Source organism: Bacillus sp. FSL R9-9492, from assembly GCF_038007365.1.
GTDB lineage: Bacteria > Bacillota > Bacilli > Bacillales > Bacillaceae_G > Bacillus_A > Bacillus_A mycoides.
The window spans coordinates 4,147,814-4,160,201 of record NZ_JBBOXC010000001.1; the positions used below are offsets into that span (position 1 = coordinate 4,147,814).

Consider the following 12,388-nt stretch of genomic DNA (forward strand, 5'->3'; position numbering starts at 1 on the left):
CTTCCTATCCTCATTTATTATAATACGCGGCCAAATAGCTCTAAAACCATTTCTATCTCTTGGTCGCTCCAACCTTTAAATTTCTCTTTATAATATTCTTTACGCACAGCTTCAAGTTTTTCAGTTACTTCTCGTCCGTTTTCTGTAATTTCTAAGTATACGATACGACGGTCTGAATTTGAACGTTTTCTTTCAACAAATCCTTTTCGCACGAGACGATCTGTTACAGCTGTAATATGACTGGAGGTTACGTTTACTTCACTCGCAATTTGCGAAGCCATCTGTGGACTTTTTAAAAATAACGCACGTAATACAGAGAATTCGTTATATGGCATATGCTCTGAAAAACGTGTATTAATATCATTTTGTAATAAACGTATCATCTTTCGAAATGATGCAGATAAATCTAAAATCAGTGTTTCTCTATTTTCGCTCACTAGCCTCGTCCCTTTTTTATCATATTTACAAATATTATAATCTATAAATACCTATGTTGTATATGCTTTCTTCCCTCAACATTCTCATTTATGTAACTTTTTTCATACGATTTTCTTTTTTGTTCACACATATACATGTAAAAAAGGATGGTGAGCATAAATGCAAAGTGGAATGAATCCGTATTTACATAATATCCGTACGACAAATACTGGTAAAGAAGCTACTATTACTGTACAAGGAGAAGGCATTATAAAAGCAAAACCAAATGTTGTCATATTAACACTGGGCATTCGAACGGATAGTAAAAATGTAAAACAAGCGCAAGAAGAAAATGCAGTGCAATCGAAACAATTGCTTGATGCACTCAAACAGCTAGGTATTGCCGATAAAGATATAGAAACCATTTCTTATACGATTACGCCTCAATACGAATATGTAAATGATAAAGCATTACTACAAGGCTACCGTGTGGAGCATTTGTATGAAATTACCGTTTTAAATGTGCAAAAAGCAGGGGAAGTATATGATATAGCCGTTTCGAATGGTGCAAACGTAGCAAAAGGATTACGTTTTCGAATATCTCATCCAAATAAATATTATGAGCAAGCTCTCATTCAAGCTCTGCAACAAGCAGTAGACAAAGCTCGTACAATTGCGAGTACCTACAATTTAAATATTAATCCTGTTCCCCTCTCATTCGTTGAAGAATCTGTCCAATTACCACGGGAGATCGCATCATATGCTACTTTGCATGCGCAAGCGGCTCCGCCCATTCAATCAGGAGAACTAGAAATCATTTCATCTATCCGGGCAATTTTTACGTATTTATAAATAAATTCATTTATAAGTAACCGTTATCATTTTCGTTGTTGTAAAAACATGATGTTCTGATATAATAAAGGACGGTGAGCTCTTACATAAGAGATATCACGGGTGGGAGAGGGATATGAAAAAGAAGGTTTAACATGAAAGGAATACTTGAAAGAACATTTAAATTAGACTTACACCAAACATCACCAAAACAAGAAGTTTTAGCTGGAGTCACGTCATTTTTCACAATCGTTTATATTATGATTGTAAATGCGTCAATCTTATCAGATGCCGGCATTCCTCTTGAAGCAGGAATTTTGGCAACTGTTTTCAGTTCATTTGTCGGATGTCTACTTATGGCATTTTGGGCAAATGCACCTGCTATTCTTGTCCCTGGTATGGGTGTAAATGCATTCTTCACGTACACTGCTGTGCATACGCTCGGTTTAGCTTGGCAAGAAGCATTGGCAGCTGTTTTTATCGCCGGTATTATTTTTGCAATTGCTGCTTTTACACCAATTGCTCGCGTGCTTTCGGTATCGATTCCAAAGTCATTAAAGGAAGCGATCACTGTCGGTATCGGGTTGTTTTTAGCTTTCATAGGCTTGCAAAAAGGTGGTTTAGTCGTTTCGCATCCTAATACTGCTGTTGCAATGGGGAAATTAAGTAGTCCTGTCGTTCTTGCAACACTACTTACTCTTATTGTGGCACTTGTGCTATTTGTTCGTAACGTACGTGGAAACTTTTTATGGACGATTGCAATTGGAACTGGTATTGCATGGCTGTTTGGTCTTGTTGATACGAGTCAAATGGGAAATAGTTCGTTTTCATTCGCTAATTATGGCGATGTGTTTGGAGCTATGTCATTTGGGAAACTTTCTTCCTTACCATTTTGGATTGCAACATTCTCCTTAAGCATGGTGCTTATTTTTGAGAACATGGGACTACTACACGGTTTATTAGAAGATGATCGTAAATTCCCACGTGCTTACCAAGCAAATGCAATTTCAGCAATGACATGTGGTCTATTTGGCACAAGCCCTACCGTTTCAACAGTAGAGAGTGCCGCAGGTATTACTGCAGGCGGAAAAACAGGTCTGACGTCTATCGTTACAGGGTTGTTATTCTTCGCATCACTGTTTGCGCTTCCGTTTGTCAAAATAATTCCTGATAGTGCCATTGCACCAATCTTAATTATTATTGGCGGTCTGATGATTACAAGCATTCAACAAATTCCTCTGAACGACTTTTCAGAAGGATTTCCAGCGTTTTTAATTATCGTTATGATCCCGCTCACATATAGTATCGCTGATGGCATTGCGTTCGGATTTATTGCTTATCCTATCTTGAAAGTTGCTCTTGGAAAGCGTAAAGAAGTCGCACCGTCCATGTATATTATTACATGCTTATTCTTAGCCATGTTCGTATTACACGCTATTGGCTAAGAAAAAAACACCGAGGAAATCCTCGGTGTTTTTTTACTTAAACCAACCTTTTTTATAAAACCAAGCCATCATTCCGCCGCCAATTAACGCCATTAAAATTAAGCAAATAAAATAACTATACTTCCCGCCAAGCTCTGGCATATGTGCGAAGTTCATGCCGTATACCCCTGCAATAAATGTTAACGGCATGAAAATAGTTGAGAAAACAGTTAATGTTTTCATAATATTGTTCATATGGTGGGAATTCAATGAAAAGTAACTATCTCGAATATCTGCCGTCAATTCACGGCTCGCTTCAATCATCTCTGTCAGTTTAAGCAAATGATCATGTATGTCTTTAAAATAAATTTCATGATCGCTTATACCGTAAAAACGAGTTGAATTTAAAATGCGATACAATAAATCACGCATCGGAATAATCGTACGCCTTAGCTTAGATAAATCTGTCCGAATATCAAATACCTCTTCTAGCACACTTCCTGCTGTCTCACCCGTTAAATTATCATCAATTGCATTTAAATGGTCTTCAATGTAATATACAGGTGCGAAATAATCATCTACAATTTGGTCAATAATTGTATGTGCTACATTTAAAGGACTCTTCTTAATACGTTTCTTCTCACCGAGCGTTTTCCATACTCTTTCAATCGCATTGTTATGAGAGAAGTGAAAAGAGACTATATATCGATCACTAACAAATAAATCGATTTCATGCGGTTCTAATCCGTCTTCTCCGAATGCATGGAGAACTAAAAAGTTATATCCATCATAAAAATCTACCTTTGGCCTCTGTACATACTCTACACAATCTTCAATTGCAAGGGGATGGAATTTGAAGTGATCTTGTAAAATATATGTATACTCCTCTTTCGTCGGCTTATATAAATCAAGCCAATACCATACGATGTTTTCTTGTCTCGTTTCTTCTAGCGACACATCATATAAAACTTCATTTTTTTTCGTTATTGCACAAATTCTAATCATAATTTCACCCTTTACTATTATAAACAAAAAATAGTAAAAAAAGCCAAGGAGAAATCTCCTCAGCTTTTTTTATTACTTCGTTACAATACCGTGTACTAAAGTCGGTGCATCTACGTGATTTTTAGCGATTTTCATGTTCTCATAAATTTTCGCTTTTACGTCTTCAACATTTTCGCGGTTTGCGTAAATTGTAACAAGAGAGTCACCTTTTTTCACGCTATCGCCTACTTTTTTGCGAAGCATTAGACCAACTGCTAAATCAATTTCAGACTCTTTCGTTGCACGCCCTGCTCCTAAAAGCATTGCTGCTGTTCCGATTTCATCTGCAACGATTTCCGATACGTAACCGTCTTCTTTCGCTTCCACTTCAATTTTAAATTGTGCTTGTGGCAATTTAGAAGGATCATCAACAACAGATGCATCGCCGCCTTGCGCGGATAAGAACGTTTTAAATGATTCTAGCGCTTTACCATTGTTCATTACTTCAATTAACTTTTCACGTGCATCTTCTAAAGATGAAGCTTGTCCAGCAAGGTACACCATCTGACTTCCAAGTGTTAAACATAACTCTTCTAAATCTTTCGGTCCCTTACCTTGTAATGTATCAATTGCTTCTTGTACTTCTAATGCATTACCAATTGCTTCACCAAGCGGCTGACTCATATCAGAAATAACCGCCATCGTATTACGACCAACGTTATTACCGATGCGTACCATTGCTTCTGCTAAACGCTTTGCATCTTCATCCGTTTTCATAAACGCGCCTGCTCCAGTTTTTACATCAAGAACAATTGCATCTGCACCAGCAGCAATTTTCTTACTCATAATTGAGCTAGCGATAAGAGGAATTGAATTTACTGTTGCAGTTACATCACGAAGCGCATATAACTTTTTATCAGCAGGTGTTAAGTTTCCACTTTGACCAATAACAGCGATTTTATTTTCATTTACAAGACGCATGAATTCATCATTTTCAATTTCCACATGGAATCCTGGTACTGCTTCTAATTTATCAATTGTACCACCCGTATGTCCTAGACCTCGTCCAGACATTTTCGCAACTGGTACACCTAAAGCAGCTACTAATGGACCTAATACAAGTGTCGTTGTATCACCAACTCCACCCGTTGAATGCTTATCTACTTTTACCCCTTCAATGGCTGATAAGTCAATTGTATCACCGCTATTTACCATTGCCATCGTTAAATCTGCACGTTCTTGATCATTCATATCTTGGAAGAAAATTGCCATTGCAAGTGAACTCATTTGATAATCTGGAATACTACCATTTGTGTATCCTTCAACGATAAAGTTAATTTCTTCTGTCGTTAATGCATGTCCATCACGTTTTTTTGCAATTAGGTCCACCATTCTCATTGTGAAGTCACCCCTTCATTTGTTTTACAATTGCTTTTACTAATGCTAAGAAATTAGCTTTAACACGTTCTGTCGTTTCAATTACTTCATCGTGGTGAAGTGGTTGATCTAAAATACCAGCTGCCATATTTGAAATACAAGAAATACCTAGTACTTTCATACCTGCATGACGAGCTACAATTACTTCTGGTACTGTTGACATACCAACTGCATCTCCGCCAAGTGTACGAAGCATACGAATTTCAGCAGGTGTTTCATATACAGGACCTGTCATTCCAACATATACACCTTCTTGTACTTTAATATTTAAATCTGCTGCAACTTGTTTCGCCATTTCGCGAAGTTCTGGCGTATATGATGTAGACATATCAGGGAAACGTACACCCATTTCAGAATCATTTGGTCCGATTAATGGGTTCGTACCCATGAAGTTAATATGGTCTGAAATTAACATAAGATCGCCTGGTTCAAATGATGTATTTACACCACCAGCTGCGTTCGTTACAACAACTGTTTCTACACCTAGTTCTTTCATAACACGAACTGGGAATGTTACTTTTTGCATATCGTATCCTTCGTAGAAATGGAAACGTCCTTGCATTGCTACTACTGTTACACCTTGAAGTGTACCGAATACAAGTTGACCTGCATGTCCTTCTACAGTTGAAACTGGGAATTCAGGGATTTCACTGTATGGTACTGTTACTGCGTTCTCGATTTCATCTGCTAATACACCTAGTCCAGATCCAAGGATTAGTCCTACTTGTGGTGTCTCTTGAAATTTCTCTTTTAAGTATGAAGCTGATTTTGTAATTAGTTCACGATTCATCTGTTTATCCCCCTATTTCTTTAGCTCGTTTAAGAAGCTTGTTCCATGTTCTGGCATTTTAACATTAAAGTTTTCTGCTACAGTTGCGCCAATATCAGCAAATGTTTGACGAAGTGATAACTCTTGTCCGCCTTCTTTCATGCTTGGGCTATATGCTAATAACGGTACATATTCACGTGTATGGTCAGTACCAGGATGTACTGGATCATTACCGTGGTCTGCTGTAATTAATAATAGGTCATCTTCTTGTAGTTTTTCGAATACTTCTGGAAGACGTGCGTCATATTCTTGCAATGCTTCTCCGTACCCTTGTGGGTCACGGCGATGACCAAATAATGCATCAAAGTCAACTAAATTTAAGAAGCTAATACCTGTAAAGTCCATATTTAATGTATCTACAAGCTTGTCCATTCCATCCATATTTGATTTCGTACGAAGTGATTCAGTTACCCCTTCGCCATCATAAATATCAGCAATTTTACCAATAGCAATTACATCATAATCGCTATCTTTTAGTTCATTCATTACTGTGCGACCAAATGGTTTTAGTGCATAGTCATGACGATTTGGTGTACGTGTGAAGTTTCCTGGCTCTCCAACGAACGGACGAGCAATAACACGTCCTACCATGTACTTCTCATCTAATGTTAATTCACGTGCGATTTTACAAATTTTATATAGCTCTTCAAGTGGTACTACTTCTTCATGAGCTGCGATCTGTAATACACTATCAGCAGAAGTGTAAACAATTAAAGAACCTGTTTCCATTTGTTCTTGACCAAGCTCAACAAGTACCTCAGTTCCAGAGGCTGGTTTATTACCGATAATTTTACGACCTGTCTTTTCTTCTAATTCATCAAGTAATTCTTTCGGGAATCCTTCAGGAAACACTTGGAATGGTGTATCAATGTAAAGGCCCATGATTTCCCAGTGACCTGTCATTGTATCTTTACCTGTAGATTTCTCTTGCATTTTTGTATAATATCCAAGCGGTTTCTCTACTTTAGAGATTCCTTTCATTTCACGAATATTACCAAGGCCTAATTTCACCATGTTTGGCATGTGTAATCCATTCATATGTTCAGCGATATGACCAATTGTATCAGAACCTAAATCACCAAACTGCTCAGCATCTGGTGCTTCACCGATTCCCACAGAGTCCATTACGACTAGGAAAATACGTTTATATTTATTCATAACTGCAACCTCCTATATGTTCAGTTCTACTTCTTGTAGTATGTTCAAAACGCTATAAAGTGAAACTGTTATCAATGGGAATTATCTTTCGTCCCATTATTAAACAGTACTGCTTTAAATCATTCTCTAACTTTTTCGTTTTACTTTCAAACGAACCAAAAAAATTTCTAGGTTTTTCCAAGTCAGATGTCAGACATCTGATATTGATATCATACCATGTTTACGCTTTCTTTTTAATACATTTTCGTAGAATTTCTCATTTTCTTTACCCTTCTATTGTAATCCATTCTGCAAAGAAGTGCTAATCATTTTATAACATATTTCCTAATATAAAAATAAAAAGCAGCTCTAAAGAGCTACTTTTTATTTTACTTCTACTGTTTCTTCTTTATGTTCATGTAGTTCACCTTTTCTTACATGAACTTTCACTTTATAAGCACCATTCTCTTTGAAAGTATGTTTACTTTCATACTCCCCTTTATTCCCCTCTTTCGCCGGAATAAATTCGTGTTTTTCAACGCCGTCTTTCCAAATCTCAAGTTGTACTTCAGCACCAGTTAACGCTTCTTCTTTTTGCTTCAAATGAACTTTCATTGTTGATTCAGCATTTGCTTTAATATCACCAGCCATAAGATGTATCATCGTATCACTTTTATGATCCCCATGACCTTCTTCTTTTTTCGCATCTTCTACTTTTGCATTTCCTACAGCGACTTTTGTTTCTGGCATAACATGCATTTCACGTGCATTTGTATGAGGAATAATATGATATACTCCATCAGTTTCAAATGTTTTCTCTACTGCATAAACACCTTTTCCTTTATGCTTACCATCTAACATCTCGTGTTTCTCGTCGCCATCTTTCCAAATCTCAAACTTTACATCATCAGCATCCGTTACTCTTTCTTTTCCTTGTGTAACAAGTGCTTGTACTTCTGTTTTTTCACCAGGTTTAATTTCTTTCGGATTCGTTTGAACCGCTACTTTTATAGCTTCCAGTTTCTGTTCTTTTTTCGGTTCTTCTTTGTTTGTATTACAGCCAGCCAATGCTAGCATCGCGATAAATAAAGTCATAATAAGTTTTTTCATCATCATTTCCTCCTTCATACCTTATTTAGTATAGAGGAAATACATTGTAATATTCTAGTCTTCTGCTGAAAACAATGTACGAAATGTTTGTGAAGTTTTTGTGAAGTGCTATAGCCTTTTGAATCTATGAAAAAAAGAGCATAGTAACTATGCTCTCGGATGAAACTGTTTATATACATCTTTTAATCTAGCTTTTGAAACATGCGTATAAATTTGTGTCGTCGAAATATCTGCATGTCCAAGCATTTCCTGTACAGCACGTAAGTCTGCCCCATTTTCTAATAGATGCGTAGCAAAAGAGTGACGCAACGTATGCGGTGTAAGCTCTTTTGCAATATTCGCTTCTTTCGCTAGCCGTTTTAAAATTTTCCAAAATCCCTGTCTCGATAATCGATTACCATGATGGTTTAAAAAGAGCGCATCTACTGCTTTTTTACCCATCAATTCTCTTCTTCCTTTTTCAATATACTTTTGAATCGCTTCTGTCGCTAAGCTTCCTAGTGGAATAATTCTTTCTTTGTTCCCTTTCCCGATACAGCGAACAAATCCCATCGTTAAGTGCACATCTTCTAAATTTAATGCAATTAATTCTGAAACACGAAGTCCTGTTGCATACAACAACTCTAACATTGCCTTATCACGAATCCCAAAAGCACTTGCCGTTTTCGGTGTTTGAAGCAATGCTTCCACTTCGTCGATTGATAATACTTTTGGTAATTTCCGTTCCCCTTGTGGCGTTTCAATATGTACCGATGGGTCATGCTCCACTGCTCGTTCACGAAGTAAAAATTGATGAAACGAACGAATCGATGCAATATGACGCGCCAATGTTTTTGAAGATTTCCCGTTTTCTTTTAAATACTGCAAAAAGTTAACAATATGCAAGCGTGTCACTTCATGAAACGTCTTCGTTTGTTCTACATTTTGCAAATACTTCACATAGCTTTTTAAATCGCGTTCATAAGATACAACTGTATTTTTCGCTAAACCTTTTTCAACAATCATATAATGAATAAAATCTTTTAATTGATCTTCCAATCTACACTACTCCCCATTTTCATAGAAAAACATCATTCTATTTACGAAAGCATCCTTTTCCGGCTCCTCATTCCCTGATACTTTTTCTACAGTCTCTTCTTTTGGCTTTTCATAACGATGGTAACTTTCATATTCTTCATTTATCCATAGTATAGCGAAATAAAACAAAATCGTACAACTTGTAAATAATAAAAATACTTTCATCCCATCAAAAGTTAATTTTAAAGCTCGGCGCATTGTAAATTCCTCCAAAATATAAGTTATTACAACATATGCCAAGCTTTCACCAATTTATACCTTATTCAAATAAAAAACCTCTTCCTAGTTAAATAGGAAAAGGTTATTTTTCATCCGTTTCATTTTCTTGACAATTTTTACAAATCCCATGGAATGTTAAACGATGATCTTTCACCTTAAAGCTCCAGTCTCGTTCCACTTTATTCTCCACTTCACCAAGTAAATCTTCTTGTATTTCTTGTACAGCACCGCATTGTGTACAGATTAAATGATGATGGAAACGCTGTGCACCTTCTTGGCGTAAGTCATAACGCGAAACACCGTCTCCAAAGTTAATTTTATCGACAACTTTCAACTCAGACAATAACTCTAAAGTTCGATAAACGGTTGCTAATCCGATCTCTGGCGACTTTTCTTTTACAAGGAGGTATACATCTTCTGCGCTTAAATGATCTTCTTCATTTTCTAGCAGCACACGAACTGTTGCTTCACGTTGTGGTGTCAATTTATAGCTCGCTGCATGTAATTGCTTCTTAATTCGTTCAATTCTTTCTTCCATTCGGTACTACTCCCTCCTCGCCACTCTTACACCATTATATCAGAAGAAGGGCTCCTGTCAAAAGAAAAACAATAAAAACAAATTGATAATTATTCTCAAAAAACATTTATTGTTTGTTAATAGCCTCCACAACTTCTTTCATTAAAACTGGTGATGCATACACTTCAACACTGGAAGCAATAGCTAATACCGCTCCAATCACGAGAAAAAAGCATGTATAGCGAATTAATAACGGTAATAGTGGCTCAGTTATTTTCCGAATAAATTGATGCCTAATCATGCGTAAGGAAAAGCTTGCAGCAATTGTTGTCATTACGAGAAATACAGGAATTATAATTAAATTTTGTGGCAATACAGATACAAATGCTAATAATAGTCCATTCCATCCGTGCTGACTTACTAAAAAACCTACTGTAAATCCAACAACTACCCCTTTTAAAAATAGTAAGATAAAAATGAGCGGCAACCCAATAATTGAAATCCCCAAAATCCAAATAAAGCCGATATATTTTAATTGCGAAAAGTAACTTTCTCGAAACATTTCGCCTGCGACAGCAAATTCTCCTTTAGAAACTTGTCCAAAAAAACGCTGTAAATAAAATGATAAATCTTGCTTTTGGTTTATTTGTAAACTATTCACAAGAATCGCTCCAAATATTACTCCCATCAGTAATAAAACCGCATTAAATATATATAGTGAAGAATTTTCCTGTATGTGAGACATTACACGGTCTTGCCACGTTTTTCGCCACATTTTCCTTCCCTCCGTTCACACTCTTACTAAAAATGTATGAAAGAAAGAAAAAAAGTATGACGAATTAGCATTGAAATTCCGCTCTACTTTGCTAAACTAAAAAGTAGAGAATAGGAGGGATTTCTCTTGAAACCATTATTATTAGATTTTCCAACATTATTTCAAACTGAGCGCTTGCAAGTACGTAAGCCGTTTCCAGGTGATGGCACAGAAGTATATGAAGCAATCCAAGCTTCGCTAGAAGACTTATTACCATGGGTGCCAATTACAGCTGAAACAGAAGAACGTGCTGAAGAAATTGTTCGCGAAGCTCACGGACAGTTTTTACTTCGTGAAACACTTGATTTCCACTTATACGATAAAGTATCTGGTACATTCATCGGAGCTATTACGCTCAAGCCTGAAAACTGGGATATTCCAAAGTTTTCACTTCACTTTTGGCTACATAGCGCTTATACAAAGCATGGCTATATGACAGAAGCCATTAAAGGTGCGATTCAATTTGCATTTGATAAACTAGGTGCTAGAAGAATTGAAATTCGTACTGATGCAACAAATATAAACGCATGTAACTTAGCAGAACGTCTAGAATTTATTTTAGAAGGTACAATGGAAAATGATTTCCTAGCACCCGATGGCAGCTTACGCGATGCACGTGTATATGCAAAAATCAACTAAAAACACTCGCCTTAGGCGAGTGTTTATTTTTGTAATTGTAAATATTGTACTGCAAACATCGTCTTAGCATCATGTATGCGAAGGTCTTTCATAAGATCAATCGCTTCTTCTAATGACACTTCCATTAATTCCACAAATTCATCTTCATCTAAAGCTGCTTTATTTTCTTTTTGTTTTAATCCTGTCGCTTTATATACATATAAAATTTCATCTGCAAAACCAGGTGATGTATAGAAAGATGTAATAAGCTCCATATTTTCACATACATATCCTGTTTCTTCTTCTAATTCACGAACTGCTGTTACCTCTGGCTTTTCCCCAGGTTCTAACTTCCCAGCAGGAATTTCCACAATTGCCTTTTCGAGAGCTTTACGATACTGCTCAACGAGTACAATTTTCCCCTCATCAGTAATAGCAATAATAGCAACTGCCCCAGGGTGATTTACGATTTCACGTTTACTCATTTCTCCATTTGGTAATACTACATCATCAACACGAACTTTTATAACTCTACCATCAAAAATCGGTTCAGTTTTTACTGTTCTTTCTGCAAGATTACTCATACTACTTCATCTCCCTGTTCTATTTCCTAATCGTTCTTCATACATTTTACCACATTGAAAGGAGCGTGATAGAAATGAAAGTTTACATTTTACCAAATCGCGTCACTTTAGTCGGCAAAGCATGGCAAATTCGTCATAAGCTAAAACAATATGGCAAAGAGTATACAACTGTACAAGAGTGGATTACAGCAAATAAAGTGAAACTTTAATCAGAGGGGGCATCCCCTCTGATTATTAGCCCACACCAATCGGGCTTTTACGGGCAGTTAATCTCCCACCTAACTTCCTCGCATATGCCGAAGTTTAAGGTGGGAGTCTTACTGCCCGCAAATAGCGGGGCAAAAAGTAAACGTTTGTCAACCTCCTTCCCCTTTCGTACAATAAAGGTAA

The 12,388-nt window shown here is 36.7% G+C and carries 15 protein-coding genes; 4 read left to right on the forward strand and 11 right to left on the reverse strand.

Annotated features, from left to right (window positions below):
• Positions 1 to 17 precede the first annotated feature (17 nt).
• Entirely contained in the window at positions 18 to 437 is a 420-nt protein-coding gene (locus MKY70_RS21040; RefSeq protein WP_060749666.1) for a MarR family winged helix-turn-helix transcriptional regulator, read from the reverse strand.
• 160 nt (positions 438 to 597) lie between these two features.
• On the opposite strand from MKY70_RS21040, the gene MKY70_RS21045 reads away from it, so the two are divergent.
• Together MKY70_RS21045 and MKY70_RS21050 are read left to right on the forward strand one after the other, a co-directional pair.
• Entirely contained in the window at positions 598 to 1,269 is a 672-nt protein-coding gene (locus tag MKY70_RS21045) for an SIMPL domain-containing protein (RefSeq protein WP_002067033.1), read from the forward strand.
• A gap of 134 nt (positions 1,270 to 1,403) precedes the next feature.
• Entirely contained in the window at positions 1,404 to 2,693 is a 1,290-nt protein-coding gene (locus MKY70_RS21050) for an NCS2 family permease (protein ID WP_002192601.1), read from the forward strand.
• A gap of 33 nt (positions 2,694 to 2,726) precedes the next feature.
• Here the strand turns inward: MKY70_RS21050 and corA are convergent, their stop codons facing one another.
• The 9 genes from corA to spoIIM all read right to left on the reverse strand — a co-directional run bounded on the left by corA (position 2,727) and on the right by spoIIM (position 10,757).
• Positions 2,727 to 3,677, reverse strand: coding sequence for a magnesium/cobalt transporter CorA (gene corA / locus MKY70_RS21055; RefSeq protein ID WP_002033891.1), 951 nt, complete (start codon positions 3,675 to 3,677; stop codon positions 2,727 to 2,729).
• 72 nt (positions 3,678 to 3,749) lie between these two features.
• Positions 3,750 to 5,054: a pyrimidine-nucleoside phosphorylase gene (locus MKY70_RS21060; protein ID WP_002143040.1), complete on the reverse strand. Its 1,305-nt coding sequence runs from the start codon at positions 5,052 to 5,054 to the stop codon at positions 3,750 to 3,752.
• 7 nt (positions 5,055 to 5,061) lie between these two features.
• Positions 5,062 to 5,883: a purine-nucleoside phosphorylase gene (locus tag MKY70_RS21065; RefSeq protein ID WP_001078443.1), complete on the reverse strand. Its 822-nt coding sequence runs from the start codon at positions 5,881 to 5,883 to the stop codon at positions 5,062 to 5,064.
• Positions 5,884 to 5,895: 12 nt separating this feature from the next.
• Positions 5,896 to 7,080: a phosphopentomutase gene (deoB, locus tag MKY70_RS21070; protein WP_088034374.1), complete on the reverse strand. Its 1,185-nt coding sequence runs from the start codon at positions 7,078 to 7,080 to the stop codon at positions 5,896 to 5,898.
• Between the two features lie 363 nt (positions 7,081 to 7,443).
• On the reverse strand, positions 7,444 to 8,172 hold the full coding sequence (locus tag MKY70_RS21075) for a FixH family protein (RefSeq protein WP_140152420.1): 729 nt from the start codon (positions 8,170 to 8,172) through the stop codon (positions 7,444 to 7,446).
• Between the two features lie 144 nt (positions 8,173 to 8,316).
• Positions 8,317 to 9,207 carry a site-specific tyrosine recombinase XerD gene (gene xerD, locus MKY70_RS21080; protein WP_002143042.1) on the reverse strand — a complete coding sequence of 297 codons (891 nt, stop codon included), beginning with the start codon at positions 9,205 to 9,207 and terminating at the stop codon, positions 8,317 to 8,319.
• Positions 9,208 to 9,213: 6 nt separating this feature from the next.
• A complete protein-coding gene (locus MKY70_RS21085; RefSeq protein ID WP_002088473.1) occupies positions 9,214 to 9,444 on the reverse strand; it encodes a YqzK family protein in 231 nt (76 codons plus the stop codon).
• A gap of 103 nt (positions 9,445 to 9,547) precedes the next feature.
• A complete protein-coding gene (gene fur / locus MKY70_RS21090) occupies positions 9,548 to 10,003 on the reverse strand; it encodes a ferric iron uptake transcriptional regulator (RefSeq protein WP_000392654.1) in 456 nt (151 codons plus the stop codon).
• Positions 10,004 to 10,109: 106 nt separating this feature from the next.
• Complete coding sequence (spoIIM, locus tag MKY70_RS21095) at positions 10,110 to 10,757, reverse strand: stage II sporulation protein M (RefSeq protein ID WP_002014939.1); 648 nt, start codon at positions 10,755 to 10,757, stop codon at positions 10,110 to 10,112.
• A 126-nt stretch (positions 10,758 to 10,883) separates the two neighbouring features.
• Here spoIIM and MKY70_RS21100 point away from each other — a divergent pair, with 126 nt between their 5' ends.
• The gene (locus tag MKY70_RS21100; RefSeq protein ID WP_002145894.1) at positions 10,884 to 11,435 is read left to right on the forward strand and encodes a GNAT family N-acetyltransferase; all 552 of its coding nucleotides are present in this window, start codon (positions 10,884 to 10,886) and stop codon (positions 11,433 to 11,435) included.
• A 23-nt stretch (positions 11,436 to 11,458) separates the two neighbouring features.
• Here MKY70_RS21100 and MKY70_RS21105 read toward each other — a convergent pair whose 3' ends face one another.
• Positions 11,459 to 11,998: an NUDIX domain-containing protein gene (locus tag MKY70_RS21105; RefSeq protein WP_002014941.1), complete on the reverse strand. Its 540-nt coding sequence runs from the start codon at positions 11,996 to 11,998 to the stop codon at positions 11,459 to 11,461.
• Between the two features lie 74 nt (positions 11,999 to 12,072).
• Here MKY70_RS21105 and mciZ point away from each other — a divergent pair, with 74 nt between their 5' ends.
• Complete coding sequence (gene mciZ, locus MKY70_RS21110; protein WP_000870297.1) at positions 12,073 to 12,207, forward strand: Z-ring formation inhibitor MciZ; 135 nt, start codon at positions 12,073 to 12,075, stop codon at positions 12,205 to 12,207.
• Positions 12,208 to 12,388 lie beyond the last annotated feature (181 nt).

Excerpts from the sequence above, each read along its gene's own strand:
- MKY70_RS21045 (WP_002067033.1), top strand. The coding sequence starts at position 598 with ATGCAAAGTGGAATGAATCCGTATTTACATAATATCCGTACGACAAAT.
- MKY70_RS21050 (WP_002192601.1), top strand. The coding sequence starts at position 1,404 with ATGAAAGGAATACTTGAAAGAACATTTAAATTAGACTTACACCAAACA.
- corA (WP_002033891.1), bottom strand. The coding sequence starts at position 3,677 with ATGATTAGAATTTGTGCAATAACGAAAAAAAATGAAGTTTTATATGAT.
- MKY70_RS21060 (WP_002143040.1), bottom strand. The coding sequence starts at position 5,054 with ATGAGAATGGTGGACCTAATTGCAAAAAAACGTGATGGACATGCATTA.
- MKY70_RS21065 (WP_001078443.1), bottom strand. The coding sequence starts at position 5,883 with ATGAATCGTGAACTAATTACAAAATCAGCTTCATACTTAAAAGAGAAA.
- deoB (WP_088034374.1), bottom strand. The coding sequence starts at position 7,080 with ATGAATAAATATAAACGTATTTTCCTAGTCGTAATGGACTCTGTGGGA.
- MKY70_RS21075 (WP_140152420.1), bottom strand. The coding sequence starts at position 8,172 with ATGATGAAAAAACTTATTATGACTTTATTTATCGCGATGCTAGCATTG.
- MKY70_RS21085 (WP_002088473.1), bottom strand. The coding sequence starts at position 9,444 with ATGCGCCGAGCTTTAAAATTAACTTTTGATGGGATGAAAGTATTTTTA.
- fur (WP_000392654.1), bottom strand. The coding sequence starts at position 10,003 with ATGGAAGAAAGAATTGAACGAATTAAGAAGCAATTACATGCAGCGAGC.
- spoIIM (WP_002014939.1), bottom strand. The coding sequence starts at position 10,757 with ATGTGGCGAAAAACGTGGCAAGACCGTGTAATGTCTCACATACAGGAA.
- MKY70_RS21105 (WP_002014941.1), bottom strand. The coding sequence starts at position 11,998 with ATGAGTAATCTTGCAGAAAGAACAGTAAAAACTGAACCGATTTTTGAT.
- mciZ (WP_000870297.1), top strand. The coding sequence starts at position 12,073 with ATGAAAGTTTACATTTTACCAAATCGCGTCACTTTAGTCGGCAAAGCA.